Origin of the sequence: Sphaerochaeta pleomorpha str. Grapes (assembly GCF_000236685.1) — a bacterium.
GTDB classification, from domain to species: domain Bacteria; phylum Spirochaetota; class Spirochaetia; order Sphaerochaetales; family Sphaerochaetaceae; genus Sphaerochaeta; species Sphaerochaeta pleomorpha.
The window spans coordinates 3,341,888-3,365,695 of record NC_016633.1 but is presented as its reverse complement, the minus strand read 5'-3'; the positions used below and the strand labels follow the sequence as shown (position 1 = coordinate 3,365,695).

Below are 23,808 nucleotides of genomic sequence, written 5' to 3'. Positions count from 1 at the left end.
AAAACTCTCCGTGTATTGAATCTTTAAATTCTTATCAAGTCTCTCAATATCCTTCATCCATTTGTTGAGTGATTTGAGTTTATCTGTATGTTCATTCCCCCCTTGACTTAGAGAAACTAAGCTGAGTTGCACGAACTCTAAGCAAGCACTATCTTGCAGTGTGTAGCAATCTATGGCACAAGAACAACCTTTGATCGTTGCCCTTGACGAATAGCGGTAAATCCAAAATGTTCTAGAAAATATTTTCTACAACTTATTTCTTTATTCGTATTAAGATTAACTACTCTTTTAAAGAGCTCAAACAATTCCCAGAAAATGATGGTTTTAATATTCGAAAATGATAATTCTTCGAATAATGCAAAAATAACAAATGTTAGTAAAAGCTGAACTAAAAGAATACTATCGATAATCCATAATCCTGGAGAAAAGGCAATCTTTATTAATTTTACACAAGACTCTCTGATATCCTTATTTTTAATAATAAAAATGATAGCGAAGGGCAACCACGCCAATATTGCTATTTCTTGATTTGTAAAAATATGAACACCTCCCATAATAGACGCTGCTCAATAGGAAGAAGCATACACAAGAAAATTCACTCTGGCCATTTTCTATTGGCGTGTAGTTAACAAAAAGGCCTCATTCCTCCTCTATAAAAACCTTTCCCTTGGTGATCCTTTGGCAAGGCAAGTACACATTACTTCAACTTCTTGCTTACTTCCTTGGCTGCAAGCCTTCCGGTCAATGCCGATACAGGAAGCCCCGAAGGACTGAAGGACCACTGCCCTGCCTGGTAGATATCATTTATCGGGGTTCTTATCGACTTGGCTATATGGGCAAAACGGCATTCAGAGGGAATAGTCTCATTGGTAAAGGCCCAACCGGTGATAGCCCCTTCACTGTTACCGGTAAGCTGTTCGATGGTCATAGGAGTCGAACACAGGGAAAAAAGAACATGATCTGCAAGGTCAGGCAACAAATCTTTGCCAAGCACCTCGAGAGATGTTTTGATGCAAAGCTCCTTGAATTCATCATACCAGAGTGAATCCTTTATGAATTTAACCAGGTCATATTCAAACAGCGTACTGATGATAAGACCGGTTTGGCCTTCGGGGGCCAAGGAAGCATCTCTGAGGACAGGGCAGGAAATCTCATAGGTTGTGCAGGTAAAAAATTCCTTGATATAGGCTTCCAGTTCCTGGTGAGCCCTCTGTCGGCTCATTTTTCCATTCTCGATGATAAGCTTCCATCTATTTAGGTCCATGGAATGAAGACCCTTGCGTGCCGGCGTATGGAAAGCATGGGCCCCACAATGGTTTTTGACATACTCACGGGTAAGGGACGTGGCAACAAAAATGCTGAGAATGGAATCACCCCCATGGCTATGCTCGACAAGCGCTCTCCAGTTGCCGATGAACCTCCGCTTTTTATCGTTTGCAATAGACTCGGGAATCACAGACCGGTAGAGCGCTTTCATATCGGCAGCCCAGATCAGTTTCTTATAGGAGAAAATTCTTCCATCCCTTGCCTTTATCACCCTCTCGTCCACATCAATGGAAGTAATCTCGGTATCAAAGGCAATCATACCACCCCGTTCCAGAATATAGGTAGACATCTTCTCGGCAAGGATGCCTGTCCCCCCTTTAGGGTACGTATAATCGAGATAGAGGCCAAAGTAGCTCATGGCAAAAAAGGCCGGGGTATCCTTGAAGAAATGCTGGGCAATGCAATCGACAAGGACCTGGTTTGCCGTAAATCCCCTGAGATACTGATATACGGGCATTTGTAGCTTACGGATCTGTTTGAGTGTCTTTCGATACTTTGCAAGCCAGGGAAGCAGGGTACTGAACATATATTGGGTATCGGAATAGGAATCGAGGAACAGGGGGTTGTCTATTCCATAGAGGATATCCATATATTGCATAATCTTTTTGATCTCTTCGATAATCCTGGCAATATCCTCCTTGGAGGTAGGGAAATTCCTTTCGAGCAAGGCTTGGTAATCCTTCAGACTCTCTTTTGAGGTGAGGGTAATGATATCGTCCCCGATCCCAATCGAAACAGGGTTCTTTACGAATTCCAGGTCAATACCCAACTGCTTGAGCATAGGTATGATTATCCCTGAGTTTTCAAAAGCCCGTATGCCACCGTCAAAAGTAAATCCGTCCTTATCGAAGGAATTGACCAGCCCCCCATAGGTTTCACCGCGTTCACAGACCAAAGTCCGTATTCCATCACGGCATAGAAAGGCAGCACTGCTTAGGCCCGCAATTCCTGATCCCACGACGATTGCATCATAGATTTGGCTTGAGTCCACGATTCTCCCCCCGTTTCTTCAGATAGTGTATCACCTCAACTATTTCTACAGGTTTTCCTTGCAACCCATTTTGGGCACACCGTTGCTGGCAAGCTGCAATCAAGGCCGATTCACCTGCATAATCGGAAGCCAGATTCCAAGCCCCGGTAAAATTCCCTACATTTACTCTCCGCATTATACCACGGATATCGAAGTGCAGACCTTCACTACAGAGCGGGTGTTCACAAAACAGGCACCGGGAAGCTTCCCTCATAATCTTTTTTTCTTCATCCAGATACCCTTCGAAAAGACGGTCTGCAGTATAAGGCGCATCTACGATACGAACGTATTGCTTCCTGTCCGGTTCATAGACAAACGGTTTAAGGCCCTTCTTTTTCAAGACGGCATTTGCAGCACTTATAGCTGAAGTAGTTACCGTAGGGGTTCCAGTCCCCATTACCGTCGACTCCCCGCAACAGAAGAGAGTATCCCACTCACTGCGTATATGGAGCCGTTTGAACATGTGCTGCCCCAACATCTGCTTGGGACCTGCCACTGCACCACCATTTTTCATGGTATAACGCTCGATCGTACGGGGAGAGGAAATTTCAACGTGCTGCACGTGCTTTTTTATTCCAGGGAATCGGTTTTCAAGGACTGAAAGCAACCGTTCTTCTTCCTTTTTCTTCTTTGCCTCGTACTGTCTCTTGGTAAGGCCTTCCCATGTTTCCAGACTGGGCCCGATAGCCATAATGACATGTTGGTTCTCACTGCAGAGTGTCTTATCGTCTATACTATGGATATAAGCGGTAACCTCACTTTCATCCACGGCATTGGGATTGCCTACAAGCAACTCCACCACTTCGGTATCCTCAGGAATAACCTCTTTATCGACTACCGCATACAGAATAACGCTGGGGAAAGTCGGGACCAGGTTTTGTGCCCAGGCAATTCGGTCGGCTGTGGTCTCTTTTGAAGGGATAAGCTTGCCATACAGGTTCCATACAGTCCCCGAATACACAATAGTTTCAGCATACAGTTTTCTTTTGTCATCGAGTTCCACCCCAACGGGCTTTCCGTTCTCAAACAGGATGGAAACAACCTCTTTTTCGCCGATCATGGTTCCCCCATGCTCCTCAATGACTTTTTCCAGTTTACCGGGAAGATATACTGTCGACCCTGCAGGGTAATAGCTTCCCCCGACATGGTTGTCGACAAACATGACAGCCGCCAGAATTGCCGGCGACTCTTCCACCGTCGCATAGCAGTAGCTCGAAGTGAGTTTATCGAAGAACTTGAAAATCTCAGGGTCATCGAAGTACTTTTGTAAAAGCTGTTTTGCGCTCTTATTCAAATAGCTGAGAAAACGGGCATAGGAAACCGGATGGCGAAGCAAAGACTTCAGGGAACTCTTTCGGTCAGCTTCGTCTGCAGAGGCATAATTTGGATTCTCAACCATAACGTGCTGGTAGATTTTTCGCATATCGTGGTAGAAACGCGCAATATTCCGTTTCTGGGAGGGAAAAACTGCGGAAAGTTCTACAATGAACTTTTCGATATCGTCGTAAAAGTGTATCCGGTGCCCTTCAAAAGTCACACAGTACAAAATCCTGTTTTTAATGACGTCGATCGGTTCTTCAAGGCAGTTGAATACAAACCGATGGGCATTGAATCCATGTTCACCGAAGCCAAAAAGCATGGAAGAACCCTGGTCAAATATTGCGCCGTCACGCTTGAAAGTTCCGCATGACCCGCCTGGGTTATAGCTCTTGTCTATTACCGTGACCTGCAAACCGCGTTTTGCCAGAAGACTCGCTGCAGTCAAACCGGCTAGCCCCCCTCCGATTACAATGACATCATCGTTCATTCAGTATCCCCTCTTCGTTTTGTGACAAGGAAAAAAAGAATAATTGCTGCCTGTATTGTAAACCAGAGATTTTGGGAATGGTAGGGAAAAAATCAATAGAGCGGTTTTATTCATGGGTTTTCGTTGCAAAACAAAGATATAGGCATCAAAGACTTCTTTGTATTGACAAAGATAAAACTTCTGATATGATTTTGACTATAAAAACATTTTTAGTCAAAAGGATTATTACTTTGCCAAAAGCACTTTCGGAACATGAACGAACCGCAATAAGAATCAGATTGAAAGAGGAAGGAAAAATCTGTCTGGGACTCTATGGACTGAAAAAAACCACTGTTGACGAACTGGTAAAACGAACACAGATTCCAAAAGGAACCTTCTACCTTTTCTATGCTTCAAAAGAACTCCTGTTTTTCGAAATCCTCATGGATTTGCACGATTCGCTCCAGCAGAGTCTCTTATCCCAGGTGCAGGAGAAAGGAAGAACTGTAGGATGTGAGGAATTGACGGATTTACTATACAACCTGTTTCGCGAAATTGAGAAAACCTTCCTTCCTTCATTTCTGGCAAGTGGAGATCTTGAGTTATTGATGCGAAAACTCCCACCGGAAATTGCCCGTGAACATATGAAGAAAGATGACTTCAGTGTTGGACAGTTGCTAGACCTTCTATCCATTGAGACCACCAAGGAAATGATCGAAGTGTTCAGTGTGGCTTTACGGGCAATTTTCACGAGTCTGTTGCATAAACAGGAGATCGGGGAAGAACACTTCAACGATGCAGTAAAAATGATGCTCAGAGGAATAGTTTCCCAATTGTTTTAGGAGGATTTTATGATATGTGTCCAAGACCTTCAGTTCAGCTACACCCATAAGCCATTCATTCAACAGATGGATTTTTCAGTGCAACAAGGAGAAATCTTTGGTTTTTTGGGCCCATCCGGGGCAGGGAAAAGCACCGTCCAGAAAATTTTGACCGGCTTGCTGCCGCGCTACAAGGGTTCTGTCCTGGTAAATGCAAAAGAGATTAAAAGACATGACCATACATTTTATGAAACCATCGGGGTCGATTTCGAATTCCCCAGTCTCTATGAAAAACTGACCGCAAGGGAAAACCTCGAATTCTTTGCTTCCCTGTATACGAAGACCCTCCCCCTCGATCCATTGCTGGCGAGTGTAGGCCTGCTTACAGAAGCCGACAAGAAAGTATCAGCGTATTCCAAGGGCATGAAATCAAGGTTGAATTTCATCAAGGCGTTGGTACATGACCCCTCCTTGCTTTTTCTGGACGAACCGACCTCCGGGCTCGACCCTTCCAATGCCCGCCTGATGAAGGACCTGATCCTTGTACAGAAGAAACAAGGAAAAACCATTCTTCTCACTACCCACAACATGTATGATGCTACCGAGCTCTGCGATCATGTGGCATTCATAGTCGATGGGCAGATACGGGCCCTCGACTCCCCCAGGAATCTCATCATGCAAAGGGGTGCCACCAAGATTACCTATTCCTATCTTGAGGAAGGCAAGGAGACAAAGCGGGAAATTCCCCTAAAAACCACCAAAGAAGACCATGTATTGGAGAAACTCCTCCACGAAAACAAGATTCTCTCAATTCATAGCTCAGAACCAACCCTCAATGATATCTTTACCGAATTGACCGGGAGGAAACTGCAATGAGGATACAGGCACTGCTGTTAGGTGATATCCGTTTCCAATGGAAATATGGGTTCTATTTCCTCTATTTGGTATTCTCCTTGCTCTATGTTTTTCTTTTGCAGTCATTTCCTGCTGCATGGGCGGATACCGCTTCCCTTATCATGGTTTTCTCAGACCCGGCTGCGATGGGGCTTTTTTTCATGGGAGCGATCATCCTTTTGGAAAAGAGCGAACAAACCCTGCAGAGCCTTGCCGTTTCCCCGATACAGCCGTTTGAATACGTGCTTGCAAAACTGCTGTCCCTAGCCTTCCTTTCCACCCTTGTTGGATTTGCCATACGCCTTTCAGTAACGAGGATAGAAAGGCCGATTCTCTTTTTTCTCGGAGTTTTCTTGGGGTCGTGTCTGTTTTCAGCGACAGGTCTTCTGGTTGCGACGAAGGCGAAAACCCTTAACCAATTCATCGTTTTCACGATTCCTTTCGAGCTTATCATCAATCTTCCCGCCTTTGCGTACCTGTTTGGCTGGAAAGCCCCTGCTCTTTTGCTACATCCCGGGGTGTGTGTTATCGAATTGTGTGGAAACGGAAACCCTTGGATCGTATCTGGCTCTGTGCTATTCGCCTGGACTGTAGGGGTTTCATTGCTTGCCACTTTGCAGATGAAACGCTATTTCCTTTCCCTGGGAGGATCAAAATCATGAGACCGATACTCAAATCCTTTTTTCTGTTCATACAACAGATACGAAGCGACAGCATGCTGGTCATCGTGTGCTTTGCCTCGCTTCTTGCAGCCTTCTTTTTCAGGTTTGCAATCCCCCAGATAGAAAATATTCTCTGCAGTGTTCTCGGTTTGCAGGCGATTCTTTCCCCGTACTACCTGCTTTTCGACCTCTTGCTGATTATGTTGACCCCCTTCATGTTCTGCTTTGCCTCGGCAATGGTGATGTTGGAAGAATATGATGTGAATTTATCGAGTTATCTCTCGGTAACCCCAGTCGGGAAAAAGGGCTATCTGGTTTCCCGCCTGCTTTTGCCCACTGCTATCGCCTGCATTGGCTCTCTTGCATTGCTCACTGGCTTTTCTTTGACCGAATGGTCATTGCAACCCCTTTTCTGGACCACCCTGCTCTCTGGTTTTTCGGCAATCATCGAGGCAATGCTGGTCTTCTCCTATTCCAGGAACAAGGTAGAGGGCATGGCAATCGCAAAGCTTTCGGGTCTTTTGATGCTGGGCCTTCCCATTCCGTTCTTTATGCAATCGAATCTCCGATACCTGTTTTGCCTGCTGCCGTCTTTTTGGATTGCCAGCTATGCACAAACAGGAATCTTTTGGCCAGTGATTCTCGCCCTCTTCCTTTCTTTCGTATACATAGGGGGATTCTACCAGCGGTTCCAACTGAAATTAGCCTGAATATAGGGGGAAAACCTGCTAGAACCAAACAACCTTCCTGGTGAACAAGTCCCCAGGAAGGTTATACTCCAGATAGTTGCTTTTATTGTAAGACCTTACAATATGCTATACTGCAAATTAGTATTTCTCTGGCTTTATCATTGCAAGCCAATGCTTTTGTTTTTTCCATTCATACTTACAGTCTTTGCAGTGTACGTTGGGACTATCCTCAAAGATATTGCATCCCCCAAGAATAATCCTGCCCTCGATCTGCTCTTTCCATATTTTGGGGCCTGGCTCCCCGTAGGCAATGGGTATGACATTGGATGAACCGCACTTAGGACACTTCTCGACTTTTCTGGCCATCGACTCATCTTCCTCTTGTGTTTTCAGGGATATTGCTTTCCCGCCTGGATAGCCTCGCAGAACCTATCGAATTCTCCTTTCATTGTTTCAAAATTCTCTTCAGTCGGCTGGTTGAACGAAGCCCAACCCTTGAGCGTATTGTCCTCAAGGTACTTGCTCATCTGCGCAAAGCATTTATCGTCCTTTCCCCCGCTGTTGCAGGCAAAGAGATAGACTTGCTTTCCCTTGAGGTTCTCTTTGGCAAGGAAGGATCGGATAGGGGAAGTCATGGAACCCGCCCAGGTAGGGGTTCCCACGACAATTGTATCATAGGTATCGAGCTGCAACGGTTCGTTGGAGAGTTCCGGTTTTTCATGAAACATAGAACTCTTGCCACACCAGAAATATTTTTTGAAACCGTCGTTGGGAAATTCCTTCTTGGGGAATAATCGAATGGGGACCGCACCGGTTTGCTCCCAGATTTTCCTGGCAATAAAATCGGTATGTCCCTCCAAAGAATAATATACGACTGCTATGTCCATAACCTTTGGCACTCCTTGGTTTTTCGATAATCTATACTCTCACTGTACCACTAATTCCACTACACTGCATTTCTTTTTATCCGAGTCACTTGCAAGCAAATAGGAACTCGTCTATAACTGAGCCATGCAAAAAATATATTCAAACTTAATAGATTCACACTTCCACCTCCAGTCAATGGAGCATAAAGGCATAGAAAGCCTGTCAGTACTCAAACAGATGGAAGAAAACCATATGGCAGGGGGCATCGATATCGGTGTCGATTGCGACGACCTAGCCGAACGTTCCAAACTGGTACAGGACTTTCCCAGTATCAGGCTGAGTGCGGGCATCGGGCCCTGGGGCGTTGAGGATGGAAAACCGTCCCTAGAAGAGCAAATGAAAACACTGGTCAACCAGATTGATACCTATCAAGTGTGTGCCATCGGCGAAATCGGTCTCGACTACCATTGGAAATACGGAACAGCCGAAAAACAGCACAGACTCCTAAAAAGCCAGATTGATCTTGCAAACAGCCGGAATCTGCCGATAATCCTTCACAACAGGAAGGCAGACCAAGCAACATTGGAAATCATCAGGAATACGAAGTTTGCAAAAGGAGGTCTCCTGCATTGCTTCCAAGGCACTGAGGAACTCGCCTTTACCGCTATCAAGAAAGGGTTCTACATTTCATTTGCAGGTCCACTGACCTACAAAAGCAACAACTTGATGCGTGAGATACTTGCCAAGCTCCCAATAAACAGAATTCTGTTGGAAACTGACAGCCCCTACCTCAGCCCAGAACCCTATCGGGGACAGATCAACACACCCCTGATGATAAGTCACATCTATGAAAAGGCAGCGGAAGTCAGAGCAATGAGCGTCGAAGCCCTTGCAGAGCAGATTCAACAAAACTTCCAAGCGTTCTTGTCATAGGATAACAACTCCTGAGCAAGGGGAGACTCAGTGGGTTGTCCCGTTTCTCAGGTCGTTGGTCCAGTATAGGGAGCAAGGGAAGAAGAGATTGCGAAAGGTCATCGGCAACAACTGCGAACAATTGCCTGACAGGCACAATCGGCTTATACCGGACATCGACCACCCACTGAAGTGAATTGTCTGAAGCGAAATAGGCATCCAGTCTGTCAGCCCCTGCTGTGGCTACCAACATGACATGCTCTTTTTTGAGGGAATCCAGAAGGGCGGCGGCAAACAACGGCCCCCCTTCATCCTTGCCTTGACTCACGGTGACCAAAGAAGCATCTGAAAAGGAAGCGGCAAAGGTTTTTGCCGCAAGAGTCGAGCGCTCGTCCCCTTGCTGGGACAATACAGCCGAGCCAAGATGGGTTTCTGCCTGCCTCTCCTTTAAAAACACGGCGGCTTCGCTCCACCCGGCATCAGCGTCAGCGAGAAGAGCTATATCGAAAAAACTATTCTTTTGGGCAAGCATTCCCATTCCGATAACCAGAGGTTGTCCATCTTCTGGTAAAGCCCCCTTCTCCAGAGCTGTCAGCAAAGGGGAAAATACCATTGCCTTGGTTTTTTTATGGGAAGCGACCTTCGCAAGGGTCTGCTCATCGAGGGGAAGCGGGTCAACTATAATTACCTGTGCAGAGAGGCCATGGCGAAGCAGCATCCACTGTGTCTTCTTGCCTGTTTGTTCCCATTGGGTCTCTGCATAAGGTCCGTCGAGGAAAAACACAACCCTCCCTAATAGATGCGGTACGGCAAAAACCATCAGTGAACCGAGAATCAGGGCTAGAGAGAGGCTTGATAAGGCAATGCGAACTTTGCGTTTCATCCCCAAACTGTACCAGTGCAGGATAGTAAGGTCAACAATTGATTGTATACAGGTTGACCAGTTTGGGTAGATTGATTAAATTTGTATCGATACAACACTTCATCTATTTTTTTGAAAGGAGCAACACATGACGTCCTATAAGGAACTCGGCCTTGTAAATACCAAGGAAATGTTCGCAAAAGCAGTGAAGGGTGGTTACGCCATCCCTGCCTATAACTTCAACAACATGGAACAACTTCAGGCAATCATCATGGCCTGCGTCGAGACAAAGTCCCCGGTTATCCTCCAGGTGTCCAAGGGTGCACGCGATTACGCAAACATGAATATTTTGAGAAACATGGCTCGTGGCGCTACGGAATATGCCAAAGAACTTGGTTGTGAAATTCCTATCGTCCTCCACCTTGACCATGGTGACAGCTTCGAGACTTGCAAAGAATGCATCGACAATGGATTCTCCTCTGTCATGATCGACGGATCACACTTCCCGTATGACGAGAATGTTGCCCTGACCAAGAAAGTTGTAGAGTATGCTCACCAGTTTGGCGTAACCGTCGAAGGTGAACTTGGAGTTCTCGCAGGCATCGAGGATGAAGTTTCCTCAGCTGTCAGCCATTACACCCAGCCAAGCGAAGTCATCGATTTCGTTTCCAAAACCGGTGTAGATTCCCTTGCTATCAGTATTGGAACCAGCCATGGTGCAAACAAGTTCACTCCCGAGCAGTGCACCCGCAACGCCGAAGGCATCTTGATTCCCCCTCCGCTCCGCTTCGACATCCTCGAGGAAATCGAGAAGAAACTCCCAGGCTTCCCAATCGTACTGCACGGGTCATCCTCTGTTCCCATGGAATATGTAAACATGATCAACGAGTATGGTGGCAAACTCAAGGACAGCGTAGGTATTCCTGAGGAACAGCTTCGCCTTGCTTCAAAGAGTGCCGTTTGCAAAATCAACATTGACAGCGACGCCCGCCTTGCCATGACCGCAATGGTCCGCAAGGTCTTTGCAGAAAAACCCGGTGAGTTCGATCCCCGCAAATACCTCGGACCAGCCAGAGCTGAACTGAAAAAGATGTATATGCACAAGAACATCGATGTACTCGGTTCTGCAGGCCAGGCCTAAGCCTTTGTAATACTTTCAGAAGCCATCTGTAAATTTCCAGATGGCTTTTGGTTTTTCTAGGTATTCAGTACTTTGACATATGCAAGCGCATGTGTTATATTATTCCTTGCTGGCTATTTGGCTGGCTTACCCTCACAAAATTACAGTGGTTTTCTGCGAAAACACAAGGAGCTCGATTGGCTACGAAGGATTTGAGGATCAATAGACAGATCCGTGCTAAAGAAGTATATGTCATAGATGCTGATGGAAATCAGAAAGGCATTATGAGCGTATTTGACGCAGTATTGCTTGCCGAAAGCGCTGGGCTTGATTTGGTGGAAGTGTCCCCAACCGCAAACCCACCTGTTTGCAAGATACTGGACTTCGGAAAGTACCGGTATGAACAGGAAAAACGGATTCGGGATGCAAAAAGAAACCAAACCGTAATAAAGATCAAGGAAATCCGAATGCAGCCCAAGATCGAGAAACACGACCTTGAGACTAAGTCAAAATTCATCGGTGATTTCCTCGCCGAAGGCAATAAAGTCAAGGTAAGTATCCGTTTCCGCGGTCGTGAGCTCGCTCACACTGAACTTGGTAAGGTAGTATTATATAAGATACTTGCCCAACTGACTGAAAATGGTGTAGGTTTCAACCTTGACCGCGATGCATTGATGGAAGGCAAGATGATGAGCATGATTGTCAGCCCTCTGAAAAACAATCCATCTGCTGCCAAAAAAGACTAATTTCTAAACAGTATCCTGTATGGGATGTTGAATATGCTGCTCCAAGGGGTTCTTGTTCCTTGTGAGCGCAAGTATGGAAGGTGCAAAAAATGCCCAAGATGAAAACAAGACGGTCCGCTGCAAAGCGTTACCACGTTACCGGGACTGGCAAGGTCCGCTATAAAAAGCAAGGTCTTCGCCATATTCTCACCAAGAAGAGCAGCAAGCGTAAGGGTAACCTTCGTGCAACTGGAATTCTAGCCGACATGGAAGCAAAAAGAGCCAAAACTATGCTTCCTTACGCGTAGGGGGTGGGAAAATGCCAAGAGCAGTAGACGGAACAAAACACAAGGACAGAAGAAAGAAGATTCTTGACCTTGCAAAAGGTTACTATGGACGCAGAAGTACCAACAACCGTGTTGCAAAAGACGCAGTTGCAAAAGCTGGTAAATATGCATATCGTGGTCGTAAAGAGCGCAAGCGGGACTTCCGCAAGCTCTGGATCGCAAGAATCAGCGCAGCCGTACAGGCTGAGGGTCTCAACTACTCTCAGTTCATGCATGGCTTGACCCTCGCAAACATTGAGATCAACAGAAAGGCTCTCTCCAATATGGCTATTGAAGACAAAACAGCTTTTTCTGCTCTCGTTGCCCAGGTAAAGGTTACCCTCGGTAAATAACCGGGAGGTATTTGTCCAGACTTTAGGAAGGAGTGGCTATGTCAGTTGTCGATACCGTTCAATTGTTGGAACTGCGTACCAAGAAAGCCGCAGGTTTGATTGCAATGCTCCGCAAGGAGAAAGCAGAACTCCAAGAAAAGTTCGACTTGGTCAACACCCATAACGCCGAACTCGAAGAATATGCAGAAAGTTTCACGACGAGCAACAAGCTCATCGAGGAAAGTATTGCCAAGGCAATGGATAACCTCTCGACTATCGACGGGTTGGATGATATTCCTTTGATGGACGATGTCGCACTTGAGTTGGAAGCCGCCGAAGGCTTTTCCTCTGGTGATGCACTGGCCATGGAAGAGGATATTGATCTGGATTCACTCCTTGGTGATTCTCCAGCACTCTAAGAGACTTTTTATAGTCTGGGCTATGTCCAGGGAAACGGGACCTTCGGGCCCCGTTTTCTTTTCTTTCAACCCTCTTCTACAAACCCTATTCTTATTGTAGGATGTAGACGTGACAGGGAAACCTGTCCCTCGATATTTGACAAGTTCCTGCGGTGTTCGCCCGGAGCCATAGTCTCTTGGCTCAAATTACAATTACGGGATACGGCATAGCTGAGTTGCATTGATCCAACCTTTCGGGGTTTAATGGAACAGAATCTTCAGCACAACTGGCATCCCCCTTGAACCACAGGTTCAAGAGCATTCTCCGGTACCGGCACCGCAGGTTTTTCTTGCATACAGGAAACAATAATCCATGACAGAACAGAACCAGAAATTCAAAGATCTACTCTTTATTCACCTACCCTCCTCTATGGAGAGGGACATCAACGGCTTCCATGTCGACAGTTCCATCGAAATACCGGTGCAACTTCCCGATGGAAAGAAAGAAATAGATGCAACTACAGAAATCAGCATAGAGATGATCATAGCGGGAATGCTCAAGATCATTGCCTACAACCCAGAACACCCCCATTTTGCCTATTACAGGGATTTTGTCCTGGCTTCCCAAAGCGATGCAGTGAACGAACTCAACCTTGCAGCGATTGCCAAGGAAAAGAACAATGACCTTGATTTTGCAGAGGAACTCTTTTTGACGGTAAACCACCTGTATCCTCAGAGTGCAACGTTTATCAACCTTGCGACCTTATATAGCAAGCGTGCGGCCCTGGATGAGAAGAAAGGGACCCAATACGATTTCTACCAGCAAAAAGCTTTGAACACCCTTAACGAAGGACTCGAGAAACTCGGTGACGATGAGAATCTCCTCAACGAACTCGGATTCTTTCATATGTACCAGGGTAATATCGAAATTGCAAAGAACTATCTCGACCGCTATCTCGACCTTGCCCAGGATAGTGACAAAAAGACCCATGTCCAGCGCATCGTCTCAGATATCGACAACAAACTGAACAATGACAAGGCGCTGATGCAGGCCTACGACGAGATCCAGATGAATAACGAGGAAAAAGCCCTTACGTTATTGGAACCCTACCTGACGGAAAACCCAAAGGTATGGAACGGCTGGTTTCTCAAGGGCTGGGCTTTCAGAAGACTTGAGCAATTTTCCCAAGCCGAAGAAGCTTTCCTCAAATGCCTCGCCCTCGGCGAGAGCAGCAGTGACATTTATAACGAACTTGCCATCTGCTCCTTGGAGAGTGGAAAAACAGAGCTTGCAAAGAACTATCTCAACACAGCGGTCGATCTGGATGCAGAGAACCTCACCCTGCTTTCCAATCTCGCCTATCTCCATCTCAAAGATGAAGAATTTGACGAAGCCAGGGAATTTCTGGAACTAGCCCGCAATATTGACGGAAACGATCCTGTTATCATCAAACTGATGGAAGACTATCAGAATGCTACAGGAGAGGCCCTTGCATCCCCGATAGTACAGGAATTCGTAGATACTGCCATGCTCAAGGAACAGGAATTACAGAGAGCAAGGAAAGAAAAACCTTTCCATATCCAGGGAAAGGAAGATACCGACGACCTCGAGGTTTCTTTCGAGGCCCAGGAAGAAGGACATGCCTGCTCGTGTGGCCATCAGCATGGGGAAGAAGGGTGTTCCTGCAACCATGACCATGAAGAGGAATAGCATACCATGCAAATAATTAGCAAAAGCGCCCAGGAAACCATTGAGCTCGGACGCCGCCTTGGCTCTGTTTGTAAGGGCGGCTCAGTGATTTCTTTACGCGGAAGTCTGGGAGCAGGTAAAACGGTGCTTGCCAAAGGGATTGCCCAGGCACTGGAAATCAACGAAGCCATCGTCAGCCCCACCTTTACCTTGATCCAGGAATATGAAGGGAAATACAAACTCTTCCATATGGACCTCTATCGCCTCAGCGGGACTGATGAATTCGAAATGATCGGCGGTGAGGAAATGTTGTACGGAAAAGGTATAACCTTGATCGAATGGAGTGAAAAAATTCAGGAAATGCTTCCCGATTCGACTATTTATGTCGATATTTCCATTATGCCTAACCAAGAACGCGTCATTACCATTGAGGGAATCGAACTATGAACATCCTAAGTGTCGACACATCGACTGAAGCCATGGCCCTTTGTCTCGCCAGGGGAACAGAAGACAACCTGTTTGAACGGTTTGAGACCAGGACTATCGCAAACGGAGCTCAACATTCCGAATCGCTGGTCCCCCAGATGCTTGAGCTGTGTAAGCACAATGGCCTTATCCTGAAAGACTTGGATTTATTGGTCTGTACCAACGGTCCCGGGTCTTTTACCGGACTGAGAATAGGCATGAGTGCCTGCAAGGGCGTTGCACTGGCTGCATCGATTCCTTTGGTTTCGATATCTACGCTTGATGCCCTGTATGAGTGCGTAAGCTTCTTCAATGGTGCGGTCGTTCCTGCGATTGACGCCAGGAAAAAACGTTTTTACACGGCAATTTACGCTGATGGAAAACGGCAGACCCCTGACCTCGATTGCGATGGTGATGAAATTGCAAAACTGCTTGAAGGCCATACTAGTACGTTGGTAACCGGTCCCGATGCAGTCGCTTTTTCCCATCAGCTGAAAAACTATGACGGGGCACTTTTTGTCGATGGCAATCCATCTGCAAACCTAGCATTGACCTTAATCAGGCTTGGATTCAAGAAATTCAGGGATAATGGTCCTGATGATATCGGAACGGGGCCTGCCTATGTCAGAAAAAGCGATGCGGAATTGGCATTACTTGAAAAAATTCGCAAACTGGAGGAAATCAATGGTTGAACAGGATATACTTATCATAGGTTCAGGTGTAGCAGGAATGGCCGCTGCCCAATATGGAGCCCGCGCAGGGAGAAGCGTTACTCTCATTGAAGAAATGGCCCCCGGCGGACAAACAATGTATATCGACATGGTAGAGAACTATCCAGGATTTGACAAACCGGTAAGTGGATATGACCTTGGCATAAAATTCCAGTCCCAGGCAGAACAATTCGGGGCCAAAATTGTCTATGGTTCTGTCACTTCCTTAAAAAAAGAGAAGGATGTGTTTATTGCTACTACAAGCGGGGAAACTTACCAGGCCAAGGCAGTAATCATTGCAACCGGGGCAAAACACCGTCACCTTGGGGTCGAGGGTGAAGAAACCTACCAGGGCAAAGGGGTTTCCTATTGTGGTACCTGTGACGGTCCTTTCTTCAAGAAAAAGAAAATCCTTGTCGTAGGTGGTGGTGATACCGCTTTGACCGATGCCCTCTACCTTTCCAAACTTTCTGACGACGTGGTAATCGTACACCGCAAGGACCGCTTCAGAGCCCAGGACAACCTAGTCGACCAAGTGAACAGGAACGGACATATTGAAACGGTGATGCAACAAACCCTTACCAAGATCGAGGGGGATGGAAATCGCGTAACCGGTGTTATCCTGAAGAACCTCGTCACAGGGGAAGAATACCACAGGGATTTCGATGCCGTGTTTATTTTTGTCGGGATGCTTCCCCAGACAGCACTGCTCGATGCCAAACTGCTTGATAAGAGCGGCTATGTTATCACGAACGAAAAAATGGAAACCAAAGAGAAGGGCCTGTATGCAGCGGGTGATGTCCGCGATACTGTTTTCCGACAGTTGATCACCGCAGCAAGCGATGGAGCCATTGCCGCACATTGCGCAAGTGAATACATTGATGAGATTGAAGGCCGGGAATACCGCTAGATAGCACTCTGATTTGGCTTTTTATCCTTGACGATACCCTACGGTTAGTGTTCTAATTGGTTTATGAATATTTTCATGGTTTCCAGTGAATCTGTGCCGTTTTCAAAATCCGGGGGTTTGGCTGATGTGGTAGGGGCTCTCTCCTCCGCATTATCCTCCCTCGGTTCTGATGTTCGGGTGTTAGTTCCATGTTATGGCAATATGGACATTTCTGGTTTTTCCGATATGACAATCGGTATCGATATACCGCTTCTCGGGAAAACCGAACGAGTCACTTTTATTGAGACAGAACTCGACAACGTCCATTTCTATTTTCTCTGCCACCCCTGGTTTCAAAACAGGAAAGGCATCTACGGCGATAGTTCTTATACCCCCTACAGTGACAACCTTGAACGATACATGCTCCTTAACAAAGCAGCATTGCCTCTGTGCAAGGCTTTGCACTGGAAACCTGAAATCATACATTGCCACGATTGGACCTGCGGTTTCATCCCCTACCTGATGGACCTTGAACGGGATGCATTCTTTAGTGGGACTGCAAGCATTATGACCATACACAACCTGGCTTACCAGGGAGACTTCTCCCGTTTGCAGCTATTGGGTGGAAACCTTCAGAGCGACAAGCGGATGTTCAGTGGCGACACACCTGAAAAACGGGTCAACATGCTCAAGACCGGTCTGGAATTTGCCGATGCCATCACTACGGTAAGCCCTACCTATGCCAAGGAAATCCAGACTGCCGAATATGGTTGCAAATTAGATCACCTTATGAGGGAAAGAAGCAACAATCTTTGCGGGATTATCAACGGCATTGATTATGAGGAATGGAATCCCCAGACCGACACCTTCTTTGATGACCATTTTTCTCGTGAGGATCTGCAGGGAAAAGCAAAGACCAAGGCTTTGGTCCAGAAAGAATTCAAGCTTCCCGTTGACCCCAATATTCCACTTATCAGCATGATCAGCCGCATAGCAGACCAAAAAGGGTTCGTCGAATTACTTGAAGGCTCTCCCTGTGCCCTTGAAAAGCTGGTACGCGATTACCCTTTGCAGATGCTCATTGTGGGTACCGGTGACGAACGCATGGAAAAGCAAATGCTGGAACTGGCAAATAGGTATGAGAACCTCTCGGTGAACATTATGTTCTCCAACCGCGGGGCACATCGTATCGAGGCTGCCTCAGACTTCTTCTTGATGCCAAGCCGCTATGAACCCTGTGGGTTGAACCAGCTGTATTCCCTTCGCTATGGGACGCTCCCTATTGCCCGAAAGACAGGAGGATTAGCCGACAGCATCATAGATCTGGATGAAAGCCCTCAGGAGGGCACCGGAATTCTCTTTAAAACAATAAGCGGAGATGCTATAATTGAGGGCGTTAAACGAGCATTATACTGGTGGGAAAAAGGATCAAAGGAAATGGACCTTATTCGAATCAGGTGTATGGATTCTGACGCAACCTGGGAAAGATCAGCTCGATCTTATCTGAATATATACGAAACCAGCATAAGGGAGAAAAAAACATGGTAAAAAAGGAAAAGGCAATCGCAATCGTTCTCGGTGGTGGAAAGGGGACGAGACTCTATCCCTTGACCATGGACAGATCAAAGCCAGCAGTTCCCTTCGCAGGGAAATATCGTCTGGTGGACATCCCAATCTCAAACTGTATCAATAGTGGGATCAGGCAGATCTATATCCTGACCCAGTTCAATTCCGCTTCCTTGCACAACCATATCTCCAATACGTATATTTTTGACACTTTCTCCAATGGATTCGTAGAAATCCTTGCAGCCGAACAGACCTATCACAGCGAAAGCTGGTACCAGGGGACTGCCGATGCAGTAAGGAAAAACCTCAAGCATTTCCATGACCAGAATGCCGACTACTATATCATTCTCAGTGGTGACCAGCTCTACCGCATGGATATCCAGGAAATGCTTGACCGCCATATAGCCAGTGGTGCAGAACTTACAATCGCCGCGAAACCAATTAGCAGGAAGGAAGCCACGGGCCTTGGGATTATCGGTGCCGATGAGAAGGGCTATATCCAGAAATTCTATGAAAAACCAGCCAATGACCTCGATATCAGTGACTACAAGATTCCTGAGACATATATGAAAGAGGCTTTGAATCTCAAGGTAGGATCGTCTAACGAGTACCTTGCAAGCATGGGTATCTATATTTTCAATGCCAAGACGTTGGAAGAAGTGCTCAACAATGATAAGACTGACTTTGGCAAGGAAATAATCCCTGATGTGATCAAGACCCGCAAAGTGGCCACATTCCTCTTCAATGGTTTCTGGGAAGATATCGGAACGATCAAGGCTTTCTATGAGACCAACCTCGATCTTGCCTCGATAAACCCACAGTTCAACTTCTATGATGAGACAATGCCCATTTATACCCACCGCCGCCACCTGCCGGCAACGAAAGTGAACTTCTGCAATATCAGCTGTTCACTGGCTTCCGAAGGTTCGATTATTACCAATGCCTATATCGTCAACTCGATTATCGGTGTCCGTACGTTGATTGAATCCGGGGCAAGCCTTGACGGTGTCTACTGTATGGGAGCTTCTTTCTATGAGACCGATGAGCAAAAACTTGAAAACACCAAGAAAGGGATTCCAAACATCGGCATCGGCAAGGGAACGATTATCAGAAAGGCTATCATAGACCAGAATGCCCGCATCGGTGATGGATGCCGCATCGGTATCGATGATATCCCCCGCCAGGAAGGTGATTTTGCCATGTATTCTATCCATGACGGTATTATCGTCATCAACAAGAATGCCGTTATCAAAAACGGGACAGTGATGTAATACACTGTATTTCCAATGCAAAGAAAGGGCTGTTTCAGAAAGTACTTTTTGAAACGGTCCTTTTTTACAGGTGCACCACCGAGTTAAATAGCAGTAACGGTTTTGAACTATGTCGTGAAAAATCACCAGATGTAATAACGTTATAGGTTTTTCACATACCTATCAAATTCTCCCAGCCATGTACAATCTCTAGCATTTTTTCCAATTTCTCTATATATCTATCACCACGCAGAATTTTCCCAGGGGATTTTTATTTGATGTTTAATGTTATTTTCTATAATATCTCGTTGCTTTTGTCACTTTCAGTTCTCTATTTTCTGTATTCACAGAAAACCGAACAAAAGATTACCTACATTGAACTAGTGCTAGGTCTCATTATCAGCTCATTTGGACTTATTCTCATGAAATGTTCATATGATACATTCCCTGTCCTTGCACTCGACTCACGTTCCTTGTTTCTAGCATTTACTGCAATATTCTTTGGTTGGGTCCCCACCCTCTTTGCCCTTGTCTCAATGAGCATCTATGCATTCTTACAAGGCGGAACGGGAAAAGCGGCTGTGCTTTTCATGCTGTTCTCCGCCTCTGCTATCGGAATGTTATGGCGGAAATTCAAAGCTAAAAGCTACTGTACCAAGGGTACTGAAAATCGCTTGGAATTCCTATATATTGGAATTGTCCTCCATTCTTTCATGATTGCCAGCTTGCTTTTCATCCCCAAGGACCTGGCTTCCCCCATTTTCCGAACGAATGCCCTTTCGGTTTTGGTTCTTTATCCTTTGGCAACTGCCGTCCTTGGCAACCTATTTCTTACCATTTATAAGCGAAATTCCATGCAGGCCCGATTGGAAAGCAGCGAATATCGGTTCAAGACAATATTTAACCAGGCACCCGTGGGCATCACCGTTACCGACCCTGAGACGGGCAAAAGGCTGGCCATGAATTCCGAGTACTTGAGAATCCTGGGAAGAACCGAAGAAGACCTGCTGAAAAACGATTGGATGAGCATCACCCATCCTGAAGACTATCCATTGGACCTAGCCAAGATAAAGGATTTCAAGGCGGGCAAAATTGCTTCCTACTCCCATGACAAGCGATTCCTCAGAGGAGATGGGACCTATGTGTGGACTACTGTCCTGATCTCTTCCCTTCGTCAGGAAAATGGTAAGCAGCCAATGACTTTATGTATGGTAACAGATATTTCGGAACGGAAAGCAGTCGAAGAACGGGTTTCCCATGCAAACTCTACCGATTCCCTTACCGGTCTGTATAACCGCACCCATTTCAGTACCTATGTCAACCAAATCGGGAATGCAATCAAAGCACCTTTCACGATTGCCATTGGAGATATCAATGGCCTGTATCTGGTAAACAATACCATTAGCCACGATGCAGGAGATTGCCTGATCAAGGAACTGGCTAAAATCTTATCGAACAACCTTCGCATTTGTGATTATTGTGCAAGGATCGGCGGGGATGAATTCATTATGCTTTTCCCTGACACAACGTCTGACAAGGTCCTTGAAATCGAGGACGCTATTCAGAAACAGTTCTCCTGTTCCAGTGTCAACTATCTTAAACGCACGATATCCTTCGGACTGGAGACTCTTCAAGATTCCACAGACACACTTCAGCAAATGCTCAAAAGGGCAGAAGTCCAATTGAACCGTGCAAAACTTTTCCAGACCCTCAGTATCAGGAACAATGTTATCTACACTATTATCAACACGTTACATGAGAAAAATAAACGTGAGGAATTTCATTCCAGAAGGGTGAGTGAACACTGTGAGCTGATCGGGAAAGCCTTGGGTCTAGGCGAAAGTGCAATCAATGAATTGAAGACCTTGGGGTTGCTCCACGATATTGGGAAAATCGGAATCGAGGAAAATATCCTGAATAAACCAGAGAAGCTGACTGATAAAGAATGGCAGGAAATCAAACGCCATCCGGAAATCGGGTTCAGGATTTTATCCAGCGTACCCGAAATGAATGATCTCGCCGGATTTGTATTGGCCCATCACGAACGGTTGGATGGCAAAGGATATCCAAGAGGGCTCAAGGACTCTGAAATCCCGCTTCAATCGAAAATAGTAGCTATCGCAGATTCCTATGATGCAATGACAGGAGAGAGAACATATAAACAGAGCATGACTTCCAAAGAAGCACTTCTGGAAATAGAGAAACATGCGGGAACCCAATTTGACAGAGCTTTGGCACTTCTCTTTATTGAGCAAATGAGCATCAATAACCAAGAAAGCAAATTGTGCTGCTGACACTTTGGCTTGCCGCCTTTCATGGTTTCTTTCTGTATGCAAAATACTCCTGTAAACCTGCTTTGGACACAGAATTACGCTGTATATAGTTGTTTGAAAATGATATCTATATTACAATTATCGCTGTCGATACGAGGCAATTGCCATTACTCTTGGTAAAAAAGTTTTATGGAACCTATCAACGAAAAGTATAGAGGCCAAGTATAAACTATAGGGTATTGGCAACCCATATGCCTGAATTGAGTATTTCTTCCCTGCAACGCCAAAGGAAAAATTCCAAGCGTGCAGGTAACCATTACACGAACCAAAACCATGAGGACGAAAACAATGCAAGAGAATGAGACAGCAAAGGAAATCGTTGAAGGAAATGCAATCTTGGGCATCGAACTGGGTTCTACCAGGATCAAGGCAGTATTAGTCAATGCTAAAAACGAGCCTATTGCCCAAGGTGGTTTCGATTGGGAAAACTCCTTGGTAGATGGAATCTGGACGTATGCCCTAGATGATGTCTGGAAAGGCATTGCCACAAGTTTCCAAAACCTCAAATATGATGTGCAGGAAAAATACGGGGTAGCACTGACCAAGATACAAGCCCTTGGGATAAGCGCCATGATGCATGGCTACCTTGCCTTCGATAAAAATGACAATCTGCTTGTCCCTTTCAGGACCTGGAGAAACACCATTACAGAGAACGCTGCAGACCAGCTCTCAGATCTCTTTGGCTACCCTGTTCCCGAACGTTGGACAATCTCACATCTGTATCAGGCTATCCTCAACAAAGAAGCACATGTTACTGATTTGGCATATGTATGTACCCTCGCTGGCTATGTGCATTGGAAACTGACAGGGAAAAAAGTGCTTGGTATTGGCGATGCGTCAGGGATGTTCCCCATCGATGTGAACACCAAAGACTATGACAAAACCATGCTCAGCCAGTTTGACTCATTGGTCAACGGCTATGCTTTCCCTTGGAAGATTGCTTCTGTTCTCCCCAAAGTATTGGTTGCCGGAGAGAATGCGGGAAACCTTACTGCTGAGGGAGTTCTGCTGCTTGATCCAACAGGAGCGTTGTCCCCGGGAATACCTCTCTGCCCTCCAGAAGGTGATGCAGGGACAGGAATGGTTGCCACTGACAGTGTCGCCCAGAGAACAGGAAATGTTTCGGCTGGAACTTCAGTATTTGCAATGATTGTCCTGGAGAAAGAACTCTCCAAAAGCTATAACAAATATATCGATTTGGTCACTACTCCTGACGGTTCCTTGGTGGCTATGGCCCATGCCAACAACTGTACCGGGGAATATGACCATTGGATGAATCTGTTCAATGAAGTCCTTGAGGCTACCGGAAACCCAATCAAAAAAGGCAAGCTGTACGATACACTCCTGCAAAAGGCTCTGGAAGGTGATAAGGATTGTGGCGGATTGCTTCCCTACAACTACATCTCCGGGGAAACCATGACTGGCATCTACGAAGGTCGTCCTTTGTTTGTTCGCCAGACAAAAAACAATTTCACCCTTGCCAATTTCATGCGGGCCCAGCTCTTCACTGCCCTGGGAGCATTGAGAACTGGTATGGATATCCTGTTTGAGAAAGAGCATGTTGAAGTCGATTCGATCAACGGCCATGGGGGATTCTTCAAAACCGCAGAGGTTGGACAAACAATGATGGCAGCAGCCATGCATACTCCCATCTCAGTTTTAAAAACAGCAGGGGAAGGTGGTGCCTGGGGCATAGCCCTTCTTGCTTCCTACTTGGTACAGGGGAAAGGGCAAACACTACAGGAATTCCTTACAAAGGATGTTTTTGCTTCAAGCGAGGCTATCACCATAGCTCCCACCAAGGAAGATATCGATGGTTTCAATGCATTCTTTGCCAATTACAAGAAAGGCCTTGCGGTAGAGAAAGCTGCTGTAGAGAACTTGGACTGACAGTTTTGCTTACCTTGGTACGTATAATATTTCACTGAAGGGAACACACAGAGACGGTTATAGCCAGGATCTGTGTGTTTTCTTATTGTACCTCACTTGCAGGTAATCTGCGAAACTCATGCCTACTACCGCTGGAAGAATAATCCTTTGGTTGCTTTATCTTTTCCAACCGCGACTAATCTTTACTCCATCAAATATTGGTGCTATCCTATTTCCATGGATAAGAACAATTTAAAAAAATACAGACAAGTTCTTCCTATTGCTT

The 23,808-nt window shown here is 46.0% G+C and carries 24 protein-coding genes and 1 other RNA gene; 19 read left to right on the top strand and 6 right to left on the bottom strand.

Annotation, left to right across the window (positions count from 1 at the left end; genetic code table 11):
* Window positions 1-170 precede the first annotated feature (170 nt).
* The 3 genes from SPIGRAPES_RS15365 to SPIGRAPES_RS15355 form a co-directional block, all read right to left on the bottom strand.
* Window positions 171-554 (bottom strand): hypothetical protein, encoded by a 384-nt coding sequence (locus SPIGRAPES_RS15365; protein WP_014271675.1) that lies wholly within the window; start codon window positions 552-554, stop codon window positions 171-173.
* A 143-nt stretch (window positions 555-697) separates the two neighbouring features.
* Window positions 698-2,317 carry a phytoene desaturase family protein gene (locus tag SPIGRAPES_RS15360; protein ID WP_014271674.1) on the bottom strand — a complete coding sequence of 540 codons (1,620 nt, stop codon included), beginning with the start codon at window positions 2,315-2,317 and terminating at the stop codon, window positions 698-700.
* Window positions 2,295-4,163, bottom strand: coding sequence for an FAD-dependent oxidoreductase (locus tag SPIGRAPES_RS15355; protein ID WP_014271673.1), 1,869 nt, complete (start codon window positions 4,161-4,163; stop codon window positions 2,295-2,297). Before SPIGRAPES_RS15355 ends, SPIGRAPES_RS15360 begins: the two co-directional genes overlap by 23 nt.
* A gap of 185 nt (window positions 4,164-4,348) precedes the next feature.
* Between SPIGRAPES_RS15355 and SPIGRAPES_RS17185 the strand changes: the two genes are divergently transcribed.
* The 4 genes from SPIGRAPES_RS17185 to SPIGRAPES_RS15335 are packed head-to-tail and all read left to right on the top strand — an operon-like array spanning window position 4,349 to window position 7,229.
* Window positions 4,349-4,984, top strand: coding sequence for a TetR/AcrR family transcriptional regulator (locus SPIGRAPES_RS17185; RefSeq protein ID WP_245535445.1), 636 nt, complete (start codon window positions 4,349-4,351; stop codon window positions 4,982-4,984).
* A gap of 9 nt (window positions 4,985-4,993) precedes the next feature.
* Window positions 4,994-5,839, top strand: coding sequence for an ABC transporter ATP-binding protein (locus tag SPIGRAPES_RS17180; protein WP_014271671.1), 846 nt, complete (start codon window positions 4,994-4,996; stop codon window positions 5,837-5,839).
* A complete protein-coding gene (locus tag SPIGRAPES_RS15340; RefSeq protein ID WP_014271670.1) occupies window positions 5,836-6,519 on the top strand; it encodes a fluoroquinolone export ABC transporter permease subunit in 684 nt (227 codons plus the stop codon). Before SPIGRAPES_RS17180 ends, SPIGRAPES_RS15340 begins: the two co-directional genes overlap by 4 nt.
* Window positions 6,516-7,229 carry a hypothetical protein gene (locus SPIGRAPES_RS15335; protein ID WP_014271669.1) on the top strand — a complete coding sequence of 238 codons (714 nt, stop codon included), beginning with the start codon at window positions 6,516-6,518 and terminating at the stop codon, window positions 7,227-7,229. The genes SPIGRAPES_RS15340 and SPIGRAPES_RS15335 overlap by 4 nt, the downstream gene beginning before the upstream one ends.
* A gap of 117 nt (window positions 7,230-7,346) precedes the next feature.
* Here SPIGRAPES_RS15335 and SPIGRAPES_RS15330 read toward each other — a convergent pair whose 3' ends face one another.
* Complete coding sequence (locus tag SPIGRAPES_RS15330) at window positions 7,347-7,574, bottom strand: hypothetical protein (RefSeq protein ID WP_014271668.1); 228 nt, start codon at window positions 7,572-7,574, stop codon at window positions 7,347-7,349.
* A gap of 23 nt (window positions 7,575-7,597) precedes the next feature.
* Window positions 7,598-8,095 (bottom strand): flavodoxin family protein, encoded by a 498-nt coding sequence (locus tag SPIGRAPES_RS15325; protein ID WP_014271667.1) that lies wholly within the window; start codon window positions 8,093-8,095, stop codon window positions 7,598-7,600.
* Between the two features lie 124 nt (window positions 8,096-8,219).
* Here SPIGRAPES_RS15325 and SPIGRAPES_RS15320 point away from each other — a divergent pair, with 124 nt between their 5' ends.
* Entirely contained in the window at window positions 8,220-9,008 is a 789-nt protein-coding gene (locus tag SPIGRAPES_RS15320) for a TatD family hydrolase (RefSeq protein WP_041384738.1), read from the top strand.
* Here SPIGRAPES_RS15320 and SPIGRAPES_RS15315 read toward each other — a convergent pair.
* The gene (locus tag SPIGRAPES_RS15315; protein WP_014271665.1) at window positions 8,941-9,870 is read right to left on the bottom strand and encodes a hypothetical protein; all 930 of its coding nucleotides are present in this window, start codon (window positions 9,868-9,870) and stop codon (window positions 8,941-8,943) included. The genes SPIGRAPES_RS15320 and SPIGRAPES_RS15315 overlap by 68 nt on opposite strands.
* A 127-nt stretch (window positions 9,871-9,997) precedes the next feature.
* On the opposite strand from SPIGRAPES_RS15315, the gene SPIGRAPES_RS15310 reads away from it, so the two are divergent.
* The 14 genes from SPIGRAPES_RS15310 (at window position 9,998) to SPIGRAPES_RS15250 (ending at window position 23,543) form a co-directional block, all read left to right on the top strand.
* Window positions 9,998-10,990 carry a class II fructose-bisphosphate aldolase gene (locus tag SPIGRAPES_RS15310; protein WP_014271664.1) on the top strand — a complete coding sequence of 331 codons (993 nt, stop codon included), beginning with the start codon at window positions 9,998-10,000 and terminating at the stop codon, window positions 10,988-10,990.
* 176 nt (window positions 10,991-11,166) lie between these two features.
* The gene (infC, locus tag SPIGRAPES_RS15305; protein ID WP_014271663.1) at window positions 11,167-11,715 is read left to right on the top strand and encodes a translation initiation factor IF-3; all 549 of its coding nucleotides are present in this window, start codon (window positions 11,167-11,169) and stop codon (window positions 11,713-11,715) included.
* Between the two features lie 89 nt (window positions 11,716-11,804).
* Window positions 11,805-12,002, top strand: coding sequence for a 50S ribosomal protein L35 (rpmI, locus tag SPIGRAPES_RS15300; RefSeq protein ID WP_014271662.1), 198 nt, complete (start codon window positions 11,805-11,807; stop codon window positions 12,000-12,002).
* Window positions 12,003-12,013: 11 nt separating this feature from the next.
* On the top strand, window positions 12,014-12,373 hold the full coding sequence (gene rplT, locus SPIGRAPES_RS15295; protein ID WP_014271661.1) for a 50S ribosomal protein L20: 360 nt from the start codon (window positions 12,014-12,016) through the stop codon (window positions 12,371-12,373).
* Window positions 12,374-12,411: 38 nt separating this feature from the next.
* Window positions 12,412-12,771, top strand: coding sequence for a hypothetical protein (locus tag SPIGRAPES_RS15290; RefSeq protein ID WP_014271660.1), 360 nt, complete (start codon window positions 12,412-12,414; stop codon window positions 12,769-12,771).
* Window positions 12,772-12,912: 141 nt separating this feature from the next.
* A non-coding RNA gene (gene ssrS, locus SPIGRAPES_RS17615) (6S RNA) lies at window positions 12,913-13,100 on the top strand.
* Window positions 13,101-13,123: 23 nt separating this feature from the next.
* Window positions 13,124-14,461 carry a tetratricopeptide repeat protein gene (locus tag SPIGRAPES_RS15285; protein ID WP_014271659.1) on the top strand — a complete coding sequence of 446 codons (1,338 nt, stop codon included), beginning with the start codon at window positions 13,124-13,126 and terminating at the stop codon, window positions 14,459-14,461.
* A 6-nt stretch (window positions 14,462-14,467) separates the two neighbouring features.
* The gene (gene tsaE / locus SPIGRAPES_RS15280; protein WP_014271658.1) at window positions 14,468-14,887 is read left to right on the top strand and encodes a tRNA (adenosine(37)-N6)-threonylcarbamoyltransferase complex ATPase subunit type 1 TsaE; all 420 of its coding nucleotides are present in this window, start codon (window positions 14,468-14,470) and stop codon (window positions 14,885-14,887) included.
* Entirely contained in the window at window positions 14,884-15,597 is a 714-nt protein-coding gene (gene tsaB / locus SPIGRAPES_RS15275; protein ID WP_014271657.1) for a tRNA (adenosine(37)-N6)-threonylcarbamoyltransferase complex dimerization subunit type 1 TsaB, read from the top strand. Before tsaE ends, tsaB begins: the two co-directional genes overlap by 4 nt.
* Entirely contained in the window at window positions 15,590-16,525 is a 936-nt protein-coding gene (trxB, locus tag SPIGRAPES_RS15270; RefSeq protein ID WP_014271656.1) for a thioredoxin-disulfide reductase, read from the top strand. The genes tsaB and trxB overlap by 8 nt, the downstream gene beginning before the upstream one ends.
* 63 nt (window positions 16,526-16,588) lie before the next feature.
* Window positions 16,589-18,052, top strand: a complete 1,464-nt coding sequence (locus tag SPIGRAPES_RS15265; protein WP_014271655.1) for a glycogen synthase — start codon at window positions 16,589-16,591, stop codon at window positions 18,050-18,052.
* The gene (locus SPIGRAPES_RS15260; protein ID WP_014271654.1) at window positions 18,046-19,341 is read left to right on the top strand and encodes a glucose-1-phosphate adenylyltransferase; all 1,296 of its coding nucleotides are present in this window, start codon (window positions 18,046-18,048) and stop codon (window positions 19,339-19,341) included. Before SPIGRAPES_RS15265 ends, SPIGRAPES_RS15260 begins: the two co-directional genes overlap by 7 nt.
* A 257-nt stretch (window positions 19,342-19,598) precedes the next feature.
* On the top strand, window positions 19,599-21,614 hold the full coding sequence (locus SPIGRAPES_RS15255; protein WP_014271653.1) for an HD domain-containing phosphohydrolase: 2,016 nt from the start codon (window positions 19,599-19,601) through the stop codon (window positions 21,612-21,614).
* Window positions 21,615-21,941: 327 nt separating this feature from the next.
* Window positions 21,942-23,543, top strand: coding sequence for a xylulokinase (locus tag SPIGRAPES_RS15250; RefSeq protein WP_014271652.1), 1,602 nt, complete (start codon window positions 21,942-21,944; stop codon window positions 23,541-23,543).
* Window positions 23,544-23,808: the final 265 nt, after the last annotated feature.